The sequence below is a fragment of the Psychrobacter sp. 1Y4 genome, assembly GCF_051847555.1.
The window spans coordinates 102,336-119,373 of record NZ_JBPYDE010000010.1; the positions used below are offsets into that span (position 1 = coordinate 102,336).

Consider the following 17,038-nt stretch of genomic DNA (forward strand, 5'->3'; position numbering starts at 1 on the left):
TAATAACTATTAATAATCATGAGTACCACGAATGGGATAGTCTTTGTCTCTGATAAACGCCAAACCTTCTGCAAGTGTTTCAAGATCGGGTCTTACAAAAGGATTATTTGAGATATCCACGACCTGAATATCCCCTTTGTCGTTGACCACGTAGATACCAGGTTCAGCGAACGGATGATCGGTTTCTTTTTCTGAGCGCGGATTAGAGATATAAAGCCCCAGCGTTTTCATTTGCTCGACGCTCAAGCCATAAGCAATCGGGAAATCGATATCTATATCGTCAAAATGGCTTTCTAGCTGCTCTTTACTGTCGCCAGATACCGCAATGATATCGACACCTGTTTTATAAAAAGACGTTTTTCTAGTCTCAAGCTCATTGAGGTATTTGGTGCACATCGGACAATGCTGACCGCGATAAATAACGACCAGTTTCCAATCATGACCATGGGCCGGCTTCCCCAATGACTGCATCCCACCGTTATATAGCTGTACTTCCATCTCAGGAAACTTGGTACCAGAAAGCAATTTTTGATTGTAAGATGCTTGCATAATTTTATCCTTATATATTCTCATTATTGTAACTTTGAAGATTGATTTTGACCAATCGTTCAACATCTCACCAACGATGGTATAACTAAAAAGCCGACAGTTAAGTCGACTTTTTGTTATGAAATGATACGTATTGGCAATCTATAGAGATATTTTTAATCTCACCCCACCACCAGCCGCATCATCTGCGTACTGATATAACCGCCAAAGGTGCCGACCGCATAACCAAGAATACCCAAAAACACGCCTACAGGTGCCAAGGAAGGATGAAAGGCGGTGGCGACAATTGGTGCTGAGGACGCGCCGCCTGTATTGGCGTTGGAGCCGACTGCCAAAAAGAAAAACGGCGCACGAATGAGCCTAGCGACAGCAAAGACAATCACTACGTGAATACTCATCCATAGCAGACCAATGAGCAGCAGTCGCCACTGTGAGACGATGCCCGCCAGATTGATTTGCATACCGATAGCCGCGATGAGTACGAAGATAAACACCGTACCGATTTTGGAAGCACCCACATGATCAAGCCGGCGAACTTTGGTAAAGGAAAAAATCACCCCTATGATGGTAATGATGACCACCATCCAAAAGAAGCTGCTGGCAAAGCTATATTGTACTGCCCAACTATAGGGCGCAAAGAATTCTGCGATTTGCCCACCGATAAAGTGTGCCACTCCTACCATAGCAAAGCATAAGCCGAACATCACCATTAAGTCATTAAGTGTCGCTGGACGTGCATGGTCACGCTCGTAGCTCTCAACCGCTGCAATCACTTTATTAATACTACTGCTATCAGCCCTTAATAAGCGATCTATCTTATCGCTGTGCTTGGCCATGACCAAGATAGCCAATAGCCACAATGAGGCATTGGTCGTATCAACCAAAATCATCATGCCAAACAAATCATCACTGACCCCAAACAATTCTTTCATCGCTGCCTGATTAGCAGCACCGCCAATCCAGCTACCTGCCACTGCTGAAAACCCGCGCCATAACGTATCATCGGTAAACATACTGGGCGATACCCACTTAGCCACACCCAAACTAATCGGACCACTGATAATAATGGCAATACTGGCGGCAAAAAACATCGCAATGGCTTTCCAGCCTAAGCCCAGTATCTTGGGTACATCCATCGACAGGGTCATCAGTAGTAAGCTGGCTGGTAACAAGTAGGTAGCGGTAAAGCCATAAATCTGTGAGCCAATACCATCAGCAAAGAAGCCCAAGCTATTCAACGTCGCCGGTATAAAGCAGCACAATACGATACCGGGCAATACAGCATAAAAACGTCGCCAAAACTTACTGGGCAATCCTTGGGTATAAAATACCAAGCCTATAATGGCCATGATAATACCAAATGCTAGTGGCAAACTATCAATTGCAAAACTTGAGGTAGCGGGCATCAAGGGGCTCCGAAGTGTGCGATTTATCAAAGTTTGTCAGTATAGACAAGGCAAAAAATAGGTGCAAGCTGCTATTTGGCCAAATCCTAAATTGAATAGACACAAAAAAGCCAGATAACACGTATCTGGCTTTTTCCGGCTTTACTATAGGGCTAAATGAGCGGCTTTACTATAAACCGTGATTAGCCGTTAGAGCTAACGTTATTACGAGTTTCTACCACGATTGCCACCAGTTGGACGACCTTGACCACGGCTGTCAGAACGATTGGCTGGACGACCTTGGCTACCACTTGGACGACCGCGACCAGAGGCGGCACGTTCACCGCGCGGCGCGCTATTACCGTCACCGCGGTTAGGGCCACTGCGTTTACCTTGGTATGGTTTGCCGCCTGAGCGCTCATTTGGTTTGCCTTGATAGCCACTGTCGTTGCTGGCGCGTTGACCAGTCGCTGCGCGATCACTTGAACGACCACCGGTGGACTTGCCAGCATAACCGCCGCTTGAACGGCCACGGCCTTGACCACCACCGTTAGAGCGTCCGCGACCACGGCCACGCCCTTTACCTTTGTTTTCACTCGGTACATAAGTTTTCTTTGGCTCCATGCCTTCAATGACACAGACTTCCATCTTACGATCTAAGTAGCGGTTGATAGCGTTTAGCTGTGGACGATCATCCATACTACATAAGCTAATAGCCACACCAGTACGACCTGCACGGCCACAACGGCCGATACGGTGGACGTAGTCTTCTGTTTGACGCGGCAAATCGTAGTTGATGACGTGTGAGATGGCTGGTACGTCTAAACCACGGGCTGCAACATCAGTCGCTACCAAGATTTTGCACTTGCCATTACGCAAGTCTTGCACAATACGGTTACGCTTACTTTGTGGTAAGTCACCATGTAGGAAGCTGGCTTTATGACCTTGTTCTTGTAACGATTTGGCCAATTTTTCCGTACTACGTTTGGTCGCTGCAAAGATGATAATTTGGTCCATCTCTGGTTGACAAACAATTTTATCAAGCAAACTATTTTTATGATTAAAATCATCACAGTAATACACTTTTTCTTCAATGTGTGCTGATTCAACTTTGATTGACACACGCTCAGGATTTTTAGTAAAGCTTGCAGCAATTTTGCCGACCGGGCCGTCCCAAGTCGCTGAACACATAATCGTCTGACGATCCGTTGGTGCCGCACTCAAGATATCACTAATGTCATCAGCAAAACCCATGTCTAGCATGCGGTCCGCTTCATCCAGCACGAGTACTTCAAGGTTTGATAAATCAACACGGCCTGCTTTGATATGGTCAAGTAAACGACCTGGTGTGGCGACAATGACCTGTACGCCTTTTCTTAACGCTGTGATCTGACCGTTGTATGGTGCGCCGCCAACCAATGGCACGCAAAATAGACCGCGCATGTCTTTAGAGTACGTACGCACACTGTCATGCACTTGTTGGGCAAGCTCGCGTGTTGGCGTTAGAATAAGGGCTTTGGTGAGCTTATCAAAGCTGGTAGCACGGCTCAAACGATCCAGTACTGGGATGACGAATGCCGCCGTTTTACCACTACCGGTTTGCGCCGACAATAATAAATCACGGCCTTGTAGGGCAAAAGGAATGGCTTGTGCTTGAATAGGGGTTGGGTTGGTATAACCAACGCGATCAAGCGCTGTCAAAATTGGCTTGGCAATATTAAGGTCAGTAAAGGTAACTTGATCTTCTTTGGCAGCAGTAGCCGCTTGATTATCAGTATCAGAGGTGTCGGTATTTGCAGTAACAGTATTTTCGATGATGCCGTTTTCAGCGGCAATGGTAGATAAGATATCAGTCATGAGAATCCTTGGTAAGTATAAGCTGCTGCACATTCAGCAAGCTTGATGCATACCACTGATAACCGTTCATCACGCTGCTTTTATCGACCATTACCGAAACACAAAAAAGTGTCGATAATCAAAAGCCAAGCCAATAAAGCTTAGAGCCTCTACAATAAATGCGTGCGTGCTGTCTGACGTATTTTGGTGGTAGTGCCGAGTGTCTTATCCTTGTCTGATACAAGCGCATTATCGATACTTTATCCAAAGCAGATAAGGGCGAATAACAACCAATCTAGCCCATACTCATGGGTCAGTAGATAAGATATGAGTCAAAAATAACTGACATATTATAAAGGTTATTTAAGTACACAAAATCATCGGCAACAATTACTAATGGTCAATCCTAGACCCAAAATCGCAGGCGATGTTATCAATCTCATAATTCACGAAAGCCTATGCTAACGTGGCGACGCAGTATAGCACAATGAAACGGCTATCAATACCTATTTTTTAATGTATTGGCAAAAACATAATGTTTGCAAGTTAAAAACAGGGTTTTATGAATCTATAGAGCTTAACGCAGGGTGTTGACCTCAGATACATAAGTTGGCAGTTGCCATGCCCCGCCCGCTTCAATCATACGGCACAGCCCTGTACTACTCTCATGACTTTTTACAAAACTCTTACCCGTCCATATCCAATCAATTTTATTTAAGCAATCACCAATACCGCGGCCTTTTTGTACAGAGCTGATCTTACCGTTTGTATAATCAGTCGCCTCAGTGGTTATTAGCACCGGGTTATAAGGTTTTTTATCATTGATTAGCCACATTCCTGTTCCCGCATTATAAGCACCCATCCAGCAGTTATGTTGGATTAGCAATTGTGACCCATTCAGACGACTGATTCGCCAAGGTGATTTGTCTGTTAAATTTGGGCAGTCAGTATCTACATTGGCTATGGTGCCTCTTGTCAATGCCGATAACTGTGAGGACTTCATACTAAACTTCTCTTTACGGCTTGATGTGGCCCTGATGTTAGGCACTATTAAACGCAGCTGAGGAGCAGGTTTGGGTGGTAGTACATTACTGTTAGACTTGCTTGTGCCATTGGTACTGACTAGCGCACTAGGTGTCCCTACTCGCCCTTGTGCTTCATCAGCTTTTATCATCACCGCCGTTGCGCCCTTATCAGACAACTCCCAACGCGCGTTGCGCATGACCAGTTCAATCTTACTAGATTTGGTCAACGCTTCAAGCAATGCTGAAACTTGGGTGGTAGTAAGCTCGGCATCACCTGCAACTGTTGAAAAAGGCTTGGTTTCTCCCAAATCTTTACCATCAATAAATAACGACATACGGTGGCGATTACCCAGTTGTAGCAGCGCTTTGGTAGAGCTCTCTTTGGTTCCGCCAAGCTTGACTTTACCCATGACATTAGCATCACTACCTGCACGGCGCATGAGTAATATTGATATAGGAAGCTCGCTATTTTCTGCTTGATAACCTGCTAGCCGGCAAGTACGCGTATTGTCACAAGCCACTTGCCAGTCTTGATGCGTCAGCTCAACCGCTGCGCTACTTATCGAACTTAACGCTATAGCACTGATGGCTACTAGTGTCGACGCTGCTATCTTATTTATAGGGAAAATACTTTTTAAAGAGGCGCGGCTATGTGCTTTGTCCCAAGAAGTACCCATTATCCAAGCCAATTTATTCTTATTATTTTTGTACTGCATACCAGTATTGCCCACAGTCCTATTTGACTGTATAGGCTTATAAAATAAACCTTTCATAACTCTCACTCATCAACAGAGGAAATATAAAACTGTAGCATTGATGACCACAGCTAATTATTGTCTTAGCCCACTGACGTGTCAATTTGTTATTACAATGTATCATTGTGTAATGCCATAAGCAAACAACTTTCAACCAGTTATCATTAATATTTCAATCAGTTAGTAATAAAAAAGCCAATCAGTATGGTGCTGATTGGCTTACAGGTTTTCTTCTACCTAAAATACAAATTATGTCTAAAAACAACCAATGTAGGAGCCGCTATTAGATAATAATTGAATTAAATACCACAAAACGTCAATCATCAAAATTATATTAAATTGAAAATAATAAGTTATTTAAACGATGGCTTTTAATGACAGGTCAACCGCTTTTTTTACTGCTGGACGTTCAGCGATATTTTGTGCCCAGCGTTTGACATGCTCATACTCATCCACTTGTAAGAACTCAGCGGCATCATAGAGCTTGCCAAGCACCAACTGTCCATACCATGCCCAAATAATCATATCAGCGATATTGTAATCGGCATCGTCATTACCGCCCATGTATTTGTGGTCTTTTAAGTGCTTGTCTAATACGTCAAGCTGACGTTTAACCTCCATCGTATAGCGATTGATCGGATACTCTAATGGCTTTGGTGCATAGGCATAAAAATGTCCAAAACCGCCCCCTAAGAAAGGCGCACTGCCCATCTGCCACATGACCCAAGACAAGCAGTCTGCACGCGCTTTACCTAAGGATAAAGGAATAAATTTGCCAAACTTTTCGGCCAGATACATTAAAATAGCCCCAGACTCAAAGATGGCCACAGGCTCGTCAGCTTCACGATTAGAATGATCGACTAAAGCTGGTATTTTTGAATTGGGGTTGATGTCCACAAAGCCTGAGCCAAACTGCATACCCTCAGAAATGTCAATTTTATAGGCATCGTACTCGGCGCCTTTGACGCCCAGCTCAGCCAGCTCTTCTAAAAGGATATTTACCTTGACACCATTTGGGGTATTAAGTGAATATAGCTGCAGGGGTGCATCGCCTACAGGTAATGCTTGCTCGTAACGCGCGCCTGCGGTTGGACGATTAATATTAGCAAACTTGCCACCGTTGTCTTTGTCTTGTACCCAAACCTTGGGCGGTGTGTAAGCCGCGTTCTGCTCGTCAGTATTGTTGTTAGAATGGTTGTTATCCTGACTCATAATATATCCTTAATTTGCGTTTATTAATTTACGTTATCGATGTTTTATCAACTCATGTTTTTTGTCTATTTTTTACGTAAGCATCAAGCCAAGGTTCACTATAGCGAAAAATTAACGGCATATTAAAGTCCTCTCTTGTAATCAATCTAGCGCTTCAAACATGACCTTTTATAAAATACTACCTTGATTTACTATTATTGTGAGCCGCTCTTTCTTATACTACTCAGCTTGCACCGCTTAACAGGCCGTTTTGCTTGTCTTAAAATCAAAAATCCAATGAGAGTGACATGGTAACGCTAACCCCAACGCAAGAAAAATACCTGCCCTATGTGTTAGCGGTAGCGCTGTTTATGCAAATCCTAGATGCTACTATCCTAAACACCTCGCTACCGCAAATGGCTCAAGCACTAGGCGAGTCGCCACTTAAAATGCAATGGGCGGTCATTAGTTACGCGTTAACATTAGCGATTTTTATACCTATTAGTGGTTTTTTGGCTGACAAATACGGCACACGTCGCATCTTTTTGACTGCCATTGTCATATTTTCTATCGGCTCAGTACTGTGCGCCGCATCCCCAACGTTAGACTTTTTGATAGGTTCGCGGGTGATTCAAGGGATTGGGGGCGCCATGATGACGCCGGTTGCACGCTTAATACTGGTCAAGTCTTATCCACGTAATAAACTACTGACCGTCATGAATTTTGCGGTGATACCAGCATTGGTTGCGCCACTCGTGGGACCAGTGCTGGGTGGCTATATTGTTCAGTATGCCAGCTGGCATTGGATATTCTTGATTAATATTCCGATGGGTATTTTAGGGTTTGTCATGGGTAAAAAGCTGGTGCCCGCTTTGTTTGAAGACACCAAACGCCTTGATTGGCTAGGCTTTGGGTTGTTTGCAGCAGCAGCTTGCGGCTTCACTCTTGCTGTAGAATTTGGCTCGCAAGTTGGGCGCGGTATATATGGCCTCTTATTGGCTGTAGCAGCAAGTGTATTATTAGGCGCTTATGTGGCACATGCTAAACGCCGCGCAGCACCCCTGTTTCCGCTTACTCTATTTGATATTCGCACCTTTCGCATCGGTATTACAGGCAATTTATTTACCCGTTTGGGCATCAGTGCTGTGCCGTTCTTACTGCCTTTATTGTTACAAGTGGTATTTGAGTACTCGCCATCACAAGCAGGTTGGTTACTCGCCCCTATTGCTATCGGAGCCATCGGTATTAAACCTTGGGTCAGTAAAATTATCCAGCGGTTTAGCTACCGTAAGGTTTTGGTATTAAATACTTTATTAATCGGCCTATTAATTATCGTGTTAGCACAGTTCGATAACCCTGATAATTGGCTATGGTTCATACCTCTTCTCATCATGATGGGTGCGTGTAATTCCATGCAATTTAGTGCGATGAACACCATTACTATCGGCGACCTAGAAGGCGCACAGACCAGTAGTGGTAATAGCCTAATGGCCGTCAATCAGCAGCTAGCAATTAGCTTTGGTATTGCTTTTGGGGCAGCGGTGCTCAACCTGCTGCGTGAGCGCTTTGAGCTTGATACCTTGGCGGCGTTTCAAACGACTTATTGGGTACTTGGCGTGTTAACCATTCTCTCGGGATTATACTTTTTACGACTCAAGCCTGAAGATGGTCGCGGTTTATACTAACAACCGTAATGTCTAACTCTCTCAAACCCATCGATGTTATGGGTGCTGTAAACGGCATACTCTAAAATCATAAACATAAGACATAAAAATGCCAGCCTAACCTTAGATATATATCCAAAGACAGGCTGGCAAAAATAGTCTATTCATAATAAAACTAACGCAGTGTTAGACGCTGAGCATCTTATAGCGCGTCATCATCATGCATTTGCGATTGGATATAGCGCTCGACCCCAATACTCTGTATCAGATCTTCTTGAGTCTCCAACCAGTCGTCATATTCTTCATTACCATCTTTTAGAGTGACCAACAGCTGGCGCGATACATAGTCACGATGCGTTTCGCACAATGTAATCGCATCAGTGATGATAGTAAACTTTTGCCTTTCTAAACGCAGATTACACTCGATCATCTCAGGTACATCTTCTGCAAGAAACATCTTGCCATAATCTTGTAAGTTTGGCAGACCGCCTAATAACAAAATACGTGCAATCAAGTCATCCGACCACTTCATCTCAGCGATAGACTGTTTGTAACAGTTGTCGTTTAACGCTTCAAGCCCCCAATGACGAGCGATGCGTGCATGCAAAAAGTACTGATTGATCGCAATTAATGACTGTCCGAGTACTTTATTTAAGGCGCGAATGACCTCTTTATCCCCTTTCATATTTTCTCTCCCTAATCTATTCAATCTATTAATACATGCTCTAATTATTGCAACTCAGTATGACAATACTAGACAATATCAGAAGACACTTCCGCCATTTGGCTTTGCAGATAGTTAGGTAGTCCGATCATATCGATAAGGCGTAGCTGCTGCTCTAACCAATGTGCATGATCTTCTTCAGTATCTTTGAGCTGCTCAACCAACATCTCACGGGTCACATAATCCTGCTCTTCTTCACACAGCGCAATACCGCCTTTTAGATGCTGCTGCACCTCATACTCTAAATCAAGATCATATTGCAGCATCTCAGGAACAGTGCTACCGACTTTAATCTCATTAACGGTCATTTTTGGCGTACCGCTGAGCATCAAAATACGGCGAATAATAGCCTGCGCATGCAAAGTTTCATCTTCCATTTCATGATGGATACGGTCATATAGCTTACCGTAATGCCACTCAGCATACATCTCTGAATGGATAAAATACTGGTCACGGGCTGCAAGCTCACCGCCCAGTAAGAAATTTAAATAATCAATGACTTTTTGGCTGCCTATCATAACGCGTACTCCTATTCCTATACTCATTCGATTTTTTATTTATTCTAAGATGGTTCTGTTAATACAAAAAAATGTATTTATCAGTCGTTTATTGACCTTCAACTATATCCAATATATGGCTAAAGTATCTAACAGCGTTAGTGAAATATACTAGCACAAAGGCAGGATAAGGGGTGTAACGTTATGAACTAGGAATAAGATGTCAGTTGAGAATAATAACTAACATCATTGTAAGAGTGACTGTAAAGAATCAGATGACGCTTAAACATAATTTGGAATTGTTGATAAAAAGGGGAAAATATTAGGTAGTGGAAAGTTACTACATATGCCTTACCAAGTGTTCATTTTTGGAAACTAATATGCTTTACAACTTATTTGTGTCAATTAACCGTCTTTAATCAAACACTTGCTTTTCATTGGCATAACAATTGCATCATTTAAACCGCATAAGCCAATATATCGAGCTTGGCATGATGCTCGTTTAAATAGTCATTCACCATGGGTTCACAGCATCCACAACAAGTAGCAACATCAAGAGAGTCTTTTAAACCCTCAAGGGTATCGACTCCTGAAGCGATAGCCGCTTGAATTTGCTTCTCTTTTACATCGTTACAGATACATACATACATAGTTTGCTCCTATCACTATAGCTAGTTAGTATTGTTTATAATAACGATAATTATTACCATTTACAATGACTGTTTTGACAACAATTTTCAATAACGATTTATTTGGTGTGCCTAATTGGTAGGCGTTGGTAATGCTACAAAAACATAAAAAATAAGTTTACTGATATCAAAATATAGAAAAATATATTTATATATCCGTAAATATTAATATATTGCCGATGAACGGTGTTAAAATACAGACGAGTGGGCATATAAAATATATTTTTACGTATATAAATATATATTTTATGTTATTATTGTTTTCAGTTGCTTAAATGTTTTTTATTGTTCGTTTAGCTTATCATTTATGTATACTTATGTATGAACCGAATGTTCAATTTTGGACTATAGCTGAAGTGATATTGGTTAGCTGACGTTAAATCGACTTTGTTTACAAGACCAATATAATTATGCTTCAAATCTTTTACTAAATGAATGCGTTTTAATGACTCGATTGATTAGATAGTAAGTTATCGGATACTACTGGGTAATGGATTATCTATTTTATTAACTACTCAACTTCTCTCTTATTAAGATGAATAAAATTCATAAGTAAGTGTGACAATCTATTTGGAATATACTCTATGTCTGACAATAATTTTGCTATGCAGCCTCTTGAATTATTTAAAGTACTGTCTGATCCAACTCGTTTGAAGTTGTTCCAGATTTTATTTAATAAAGAGTCACGCTGTGTATGCGAACTGGTAGATCTGCTTGATCAACCGCAGCCTACAGTTTCTCGTCACCTAAACCATCTAAAAAAGCTAGGCATTCTTAGTTGCTCGCGCGAAGGTACATGGATGTGGTATGAAGTGGCTGATGATTTACCAGAGTGGTGTCAAGAAATATTAGAAATTACTTATAACACGCTACAAAGCCAGCCAGAAGCCAGTTAGTAGTCAGCTTTGCTATATGCATCTTTTGCAAATAAAAAAAGACCTATACTATTTAGGTCTTTTTTTATTCTTTATTGAAACGTTTGTTATGGCAAATATAAATTATGCTAAGTCTAAAAAATCACTGACAAAAGCATTGGTTGGATGATGAATCAACTCTTCTGAGGTACCTACCTGCTCTACACGGCCATGATTCATAACCACAATCTCATCGGATACTGCACGTGCCTCTTCTTGATCGTGCGTTACCATAATGCTGGTGATGCCAAGCTCGTGGTGAATGTCTTTTAACCAAGTACGTAGCTCTTTACGTACTTTAGCATCAAGCGCACCAAATGGCTCATCAAGCAGTAACAACTTTGGCTTAACCGCTAAAGCGCGTGCCAACGCAATCCGCTGACGCTGACCACCAGATAGCTGATGTGGGTAAGCATTCGCCAATTGCGGTAACTGAACCAAGTCTAATAGCTCAGCCACACGCTTATTGATATCGGTCTTGCTAGGACGTTCATTCTTTGGTAATAGCGTCAGTCCAAAAGCGATGTTATCCGCGATATTTTTATGTCGAAATAGCGCATAATGCTGAAACATAAAACCAATACGGCGTTTTTGTACTGGCGTATTGGTCACATCAAGCTCATCGAAAAGTATCTGTCCAGAATCTGCATACTCAAGACCAGCAATAATACGTAGCAAGGTGGTTTTACCGCAGCCTGAAGGTCCAAGCAAAGTAGTCAATTTACCAGTAGGAACGGTAATATTAATGTCATCTAAGGCGGTAAAGTTACCAAAGTTTTTATTTACGTTACGAATTTCGATGCTCATAATGGTACCTTTATTTATATTTTGCTTATCGTGGCAAATTGTTTGAGGGCGACAGTATTAATTGTATTCAAGTCGACCATCACCATTTTAGGCCCTATCACCTATACATTCCCTGAGCTGTTAGCGGTCTGTGACGCCGAGGTGTCGGTAGCATTGGCACTCACTGGCAGTTCGGGTGCACTAATCAGCCGTTCGGATTTGGCAAACTTGTGCTCTTGTAATTTGGTCATTACTTGCTGTATGAGCAACGTTACCAAGGCAAGTGCAGCAAGCAAGCTTGATAACGCAAAGGCAGCGGTAAAGTTATAGTCGTTATAAGCGATCTCAACCAGTAGTGGCATGGTATTGGTTTCGCCGCGAATATGACCTGACACTACACTGACAGCGCCAAACTCGCCCATCGCTCGGGCATTGGTCAAAATCAAACCATAAAGTAATGCCCACTTAATATTTGGCAAGGTGACATGCCAAAAAGTCTGCCAACCACTCGCGCCTAAAGTAAGCGCGGCCTGCTCTTCACTATCACCTTGCGTCTGCATGAGCGGTATCAGCTCACGCGCAACGAATGGAAAGGTGACAAATAATGTCGCCAATACAATTCCTGGTACAGCATAAATTACCTGAAAACCCAGGCTCTCAAGCCAGCCGCCAACGGTAGAATTCAGACCAAATAGCAACACAAACATCAAACCTGCGACCACTGGCGATACCGAAAACGGCAAATCAAGTAAGGTGGTGACCAGCTGTTTGCCTTTAAATTGATAACGCGTGACCAGCCAAGCAATCGCAATCCCCATCACCATATTGATCGGTAACACGATACCCGCGGTAATCAATGTCAGCTTGATAGCTTGCAAGGCTTCTGGGTCAATGAGCGAGGCGATATATAACTGCCAGCCATTCTTAAAAGCCTCGTAAAACACTGCCAGTAGTGGTATGACCAACATAACAATCATAAATAAAACCGCAACAGCAATAAAGGTGCGCCGTATCCAAGGCGTGTCTTTGGTTGCAGGATTGCTCTGATAATCATAGCTATTAGATATTTGCATGTTAGCGAGCTCCCACACGGCGCGACAGTTTCCACTGAGCAATATTGATGGTTAATAAAATCACAAATGAGATCAGTAGCATAAATAATGCAACGGCTGATGCACCTTGAATATCAAACTGCTCAAGCTTACTGATAATGATGAGTGGTAAAATCTCAGACTGCATGGGAATATTACCTGCAATAAAAATCACTGAACCATACTCGCCGGTCGCACGCGCAAACATCATGCCAGCACCCATCAGCAGTGCTGGTAGTAGCTCTGGTAAAATAACCTTACGAAAGGTCGTTAAACGATTGGCACCCAATACCGCAGCAGCTTCTTCAAATTCAACGGACAACTCTGCTAATACTGGCTGTACCGCACGGACAATAAACGGAAAACTTACCACCACTAAAGCCAGCCAGATGCCTAATGGCGTAAAAGCTACCTGAATATCGAACTTAGCAAACCACTGACCAATCAGACCATTAGGTGCATAAAGCGTAGCAAGAGAGATACCAGTGACCGCAGTCGGTAGCGCAAAGGGCAAATCAACCAAGGCGTTAATCATTGACTTACCCCAAAACTCATAACGCACCAGCACCCACGCAACCAGCGTACCGAATACCATATTGGTTAGCATGGCCAAAAACGACATCCATAAGCTCAGCTTAATAGCAGCCGTCACTTGTGGTTGAGTGATGGTCTCCCAAAACCCAGTCCAGCCCATCTGTGTCGTGGTATAAGCCATCATTGCAAACGGTAGGACGACCAATAACGATAAGCTAAAGACCGTGATACCCATACTCAGACCAAACCCTGGCAACACATTGCGTTGACGCAAACGGGTCAACCAGCCTTTTTTGTGAAGGGGTTTATTGGCAGAAGATGTTTTTGCTTTCATAGTGATGTCCTATAGCCTAACGTCAGCACTGAGTTTAGAGCTTGATTTGATATGTAATTAGGTACTTGTTAGGTACTTGGCGGTAATGCCTAGGGTACAGACCATGTTATGTCAGATATACTATTGGATTGGTCTGCTTACGGTACAAAGGACATAGCGCAGGTGGCCATGTCCTTTATATGATTGGACGTTACTCGTCAAATGGCCTTATGAGAAGCCAGCGTACTTTTTAAACAGCTCTATTACATTGGTACCAAGTATTTATTGTGGGGCGTTGATAGCAAGCTGATCAAATACACCGCCATCGGTAAAGTAAGTACCCATAATCTCATCCCAAGTGCCAAAAGCATCATTTGGGCGGAAAGTTTCAACTGGCGGTAGTTTGTCACCATTTTTATCAAGGATACTTTTCACACTTGGGCGTAAGTACAGGTCAGCAGCCAACTGCTGCGCAGGTTCACTCCATAGGTAGTCAAGATAAGCTTTTGCCGCATCAGTTGTGCCTTTTTTATCCGTTACCGACTTAACAATAGCCACAGGGCTTTCTGATTTAATCGAGTATTCTGGATAAACGATATCTACTTGCCCTGCGCCAAAATCAGTCGCTGCAAGATTGGCTTCGTTTTCAAAGGTGACCAATACATCGCCAATACCGCGCTGAACAAAGGTCGTCGTTGCGGCGCGGCCACCATTTTCATAGACCTTGACATTTTTGAGCATGTCTTTTACATAGTTTTTGGCAGGCGCTTCTTCATTATTGAAGGCGTGTAGGCCATAACCGTAAGCCCCTAAAAACGCATAACGACCATTACCCGTGACTTTTGGGTTGGCCATGACAATCTCAATGCCATCTTTGGTCAAGTCTTCCCAATCGCTGATGCCTTTTGGATTGTCTTTACGCACTAGAAATACGATGGTACTGGTAAAAGGGACGGCGTTATCAGGGAACTGAGATTCCCAATCTGACTCAACCAAGCCTTTTTTCTCAAGCAGCTCAATATCTGAGCCTTGGTTCATGGTGGCGACATCTGCTTGCAAACCGTTAGCCACAGACAATGCTTGCTTACTTGAGCCACCGTGTGACTGTTTAATTAAGATATTACTGTCTGGGTGCTCGCTTTTATAGTGTTCTACAAATAGCGGGTTGTAGTCCTTATAAAAATCGCGTGCCACATCGTAAGAGACGTTTAGCAGCTCAATATCTTGCCCCTCTGTAGTCGCTGCGGTACCATCAGCATTAGCAGTGGTTTCTGCCTGCTCACTATTGCTACAGCCAGCGATTCCAAGTGTAAGGGCAACGCCTGCGATACTTAAGACGCTAAGCGCTTTACTTTTATGTTGATAGCCTGCTGCGTAAGATGTCATAAATGCCTCAAAAAAGTTTGTTATGTAATGCAAGTATGCTAACAGTGCTGGCTTATTATGTTTAATGACTAATATGCGTATGTTATTGCCAAAATGGAATAATATACGCATCTAGTAAATCCACAAATATTTTAATTATTAGGACTTGCTGTGATAGATAACTATAAAGCCAAAGCTATCAATTACTTAGGTTTCATATGCTAGCAGGCACGCTGCACATTTTATAAATATGGAGCGCAATAATTCTCCAGCTGGGTACCAATATCTAGTTGCTTATATGACACTTTATAACTGTTTTATAATGGTGAGGCTTACTGCTCTGCCCGTGCCAACTGATCAAAAACGCCACCATTGACAAAGAAACTGTCCATAATTTTCTCCCATGACCCAAAGACATTTACTGGCTCAAAAGTATTGATATCAGGTAGCGTATCCTTATGCGCGGATAGGACGGCTTTATCACTGGGACGTAGATACATCTGTGCCATTAATTCCTGTGCAGGCTTATCCCATAAACCTTTTAGGTAAGTGTTTGCTGCATCTGCGTTGCCATTTTTTTCAGTAACAGTATCGATTACAGCGACTGGATTATTAATGGTAATAGAGTAGCTTGGATAAATTAGCTCAGTCTGACCTTTAGCGTATTTTTTGGTGACTAAATGCGCCTCATTTTCCGTAGTAATCAGTACATCCCCTAGCCCGCGCTGGGTAAAGCTGGTCGTTGCGGCACGTGCGCCATTGTCATAAGTAACCACGTTTGCCAGTACCTTTTTAATAAAGTCATCAGTCTTAGCTGGACTTTGTACGCTTTCTTTAAATTGATGCAGTCCATAGCCATACGCTCCTAAAAAAGCATAGCGAGCGGTACCACTTGTTTTTGGGTTTGGCATTACTACATCAACATCATTACGCGCTAGATCTTGCCAATCTTGAATATTTTTTGGATTACCATCGCGTACCAATAACACCATGGTACTGGTATAAGGGACGGCATTGTTTGGTAATGCTTGCTGCCAATTAGTGCCCACCAAGCCTTTTTCGACCAGTAAATTCATGTCAGTCGCTTGGTTTAGGGTCACCACATCCGCTTGTAAGCCATTAGCGACAGATAGCGCTTGTTTGCTGGAGCCACCATGCGACTGGTTGATGTTCACTTTACTGTTTGGATGTTTAACCTGATAAGCACTACTAAATAGCGTATTGTATTCTTTATAAAAATCGCGTGACACATCATAAGAGACATTCAAAAGGCTAATGTTTTTCGCATCGCCTGCTGATTTTTCTGCATCGTTTTGAGTCGCTTGTGTCGGGCTACAGCCTGTCATTAGTATCAGCGCTGTCAATGCGCTACCTATCATTAAAGTACGCGGCAACATGTTTTTATGAGTGAGCCTTACATTGCGCTTGCTACGAGGCGATGAGGCGTTAGATAAAGCGTTAATAGTTTCGGTAATCAGTTGCATGGTAGTTCTCTAAAAAATTGGAGTATTAAATAAGGGTTTATTTTTATTAAAGTATTGAATAGAGTAGATATAGATAAGAATTATGTGAGGATCGAAGCTATGCTAGCAGCTTGTTTGTTGAGCGCTTAATGACAATTAGGCTTATCGAGTGATGAACTTGGCATAAGTACCTATCCATTATTCTATAGCGGGCAAGTTTACGTAACGTTTATCCTATAAGGCGATAAGAGAGTTCT

General features: G+C 42.7%; 15 protein-coding genes. 2 read left to right on the plus strand and 13 right to left on the minus strand.

Annotated elements, in window-relative coordinates; all coding sequences use genetic code 11:
- Nucleotides 1-9: 9 nt before the first annotated feature.
- From ACS8FC_RS10055 to yghU, 5 genes are all read right to left on the minus strand, one after another.
- A complete protein-coding gene (locus tag ACS8FC_RS10055) occupies nt 10-549 on the minus strand; it encodes a redoxin domain-containing protein (protein WP_439296651.1) in 540 nt (179 codons plus the stop codon).
- A gap of 161 nt (nt 550-710) precedes the next feature.
- The gene (locus ACS8FC_RS10060; protein ID WP_439296652.1) at nt 711-1,955 is read right to left on the minus strand and encodes a DUF819 family protein; all 1,245 of its coding nucleotides are present in this window, start codon (nt 1,953-1,955) and stop codon (nt 711-713) included.
- Nucleotides 1,956-2,159: 204 nt separating this feature from the next.
- Nucleotides 2,160-3,791 (minus strand): DEAD/DEAH box helicase, encoded by a 1,632-nt coding sequence (locus tag ACS8FC_RS10065; RefSeq protein ID WP_439296653.1) that lies wholly within the window; start codon nt 3,789-3,791, stop codon nt 2,160-2,162.
- Between the two features lie 556 nt (nt 3,792-4,347).
- Nucleotides 4,348-5,568 carry a DUF1176 domain-containing protein gene (locus ACS8FC_RS10070; protein WP_439296654.1) on the minus strand — a complete coding sequence of 407 codons (1,221 nt, stop codon included), beginning with the start codon at nt 5,566-5,568 and terminating at the stop codon, nt 4,348-4,350.
- A 339-nt stretch (nt 5,569-5,907) separates the two neighbouring features.
- On the minus strand, nt 5,908-6,762 hold the full coding sequence (gene yghU, locus ACS8FC_RS10075; protein WP_439296655.1) for a glutathione-dependent disulfide-bond oxidoreductase: 855 nt from the start codon (nt 6,760-6,762) through the stop codon (nt 5,908-5,910).
- Nucleotides 6,763-7,049: 287 nt separating this feature from the next.
- Between yghU and ACS8FC_RS10080 the strand changes: the two genes are divergently transcribed.
- Nucleotides 7,050-8,426 (plus strand): DHA2 family efflux MFS transporter permease subunit, encoded by a 1,377-nt coding sequence (locus tag ACS8FC_RS10080; protein ID WP_439261326.1) that lies wholly within the window; start codon nt 7,050-7,052, stop codon nt 8,424-8,426.
- Nucleotides 8,427-8,607: 181 nt separating this feature from the next.
- Here the strand turns inward: ACS8FC_RS10080 and bfr (ACS8FC_RS10085) are convergent, their stop codons facing one another.
- The 3 genes from bfr (ACS8FC_RS10085) to ACS8FC_RS10095 all read right to left on the minus strand — a co-directional run bounded on the left by bfr (ACS8FC_RS10085) (nt 8,608) and on the right by ACS8FC_RS10095 (nt 10,276).
- Nucleotides 8,608-9,090 carry a bacterioferritin gene (bfr, locus tag ACS8FC_RS10085; RefSeq protein ID WP_439296656.1) on the minus strand — a complete coding sequence of 161 codons (483 nt, stop codon included), beginning with the start codon at nt 9,088-9,090 and terminating at the stop codon, nt 8,608-8,610.
- A gap of 68 nt (nt 9,091-9,158) precedes the next feature.
- Nucleotides 9,159-9,647, minus strand: coding sequence for a bacterioferritin (gene bfr / locus ACS8FC_RS10090; RefSeq protein WP_439296657.1), 489 nt, complete (start codon nt 9,645-9,647; stop codon nt 9,159-9,161).
- Nucleotides 9,648-10,084: 437 nt separating this feature from the next.
- Nucleotides 10,085-10,276 (minus strand): (2Fe-2S)-binding protein, encoded by a 192-nt coding sequence (locus ACS8FC_RS10095; RefSeq protein WP_299220789.1) that lies wholly within the window; start codon nt 10,274-10,276, stop codon nt 10,085-10,087.
- Nucleotides 10,277-10,899: 623 nt separating this feature from the next.
- Here ACS8FC_RS10095 and ACS8FC_RS10100 point away from each other — a divergent pair.
- Entirely contained in the window at nt 10,900-11,211 is a 312-nt protein-coding gene (locus ACS8FC_RS10100; protein WP_299220792.1) for an ArsR/SmtB family transcription factor, read from the plus strand.
- 102 nt (nt 11,212-11,313) lie between these two features.
- Here ACS8FC_RS10100 and ACS8FC_RS10105 read toward each other — a convergent pair whose 3' ends face one another.
- The 5 genes from ACS8FC_RS10105 to ACS8FC_RS10125 form a co-directional block, all read right to left on the minus strand.
- Complete coding sequence (locus tag ACS8FC_RS10105) at nt 11,314-12,036, minus strand: sulfate/molybdate ABC transporter ATP-binding protein (protein ID WP_299220795.1); 723 nt, start codon at nt 12,034-12,036, stop codon at nt 11,314-11,316.
- 101 nt (nt 12,037-12,137) lie between these two features.
- Entirely contained in the window at nt 12,138-13,088 is a 951-nt protein-coding gene (cysW, locus tag ACS8FC_RS10110) for a sulfate ABC transporter permease subunit CysW (RefSeq protein WP_439296658.1), read from the minus strand.
- A 1-nt stretch (nt 13,089) separates the two neighbouring features.
- Complete coding sequence (gene cysT / locus ACS8FC_RS10115; RefSeq protein WP_439261321.1) at nt 13,090-13,974, minus strand: sulfate ABC transporter permease subunit CysT; 885 nt, start codon at nt 13,972-13,974, stop codon at nt 13,090-13,092.
- A 261-nt stretch (nt 13,975-14,235) separates the two neighbouring features.
- Nucleotides 14,236-15,339, minus strand: coding sequence for a sulfate ABC transporter substrate-binding protein (locus ACS8FC_RS10120; RefSeq protein WP_439296659.1), 1,104 nt, complete (start codon nt 15,337-15,339; stop codon nt 14,236-14,238).
- A 311-nt stretch (nt 15,340-15,650) separates the two neighbouring features.
- Entirely contained in the window at nt 15,651-16,715 is a 1,065-nt protein-coding gene (locus tag ACS8FC_RS10125; RefSeq protein WP_439296668.1) for a sulfate ABC transporter substrate-binding protein, read from the minus strand.
- Nucleotides 16,716-17,038 lie beyond the last annotated feature (323 nt).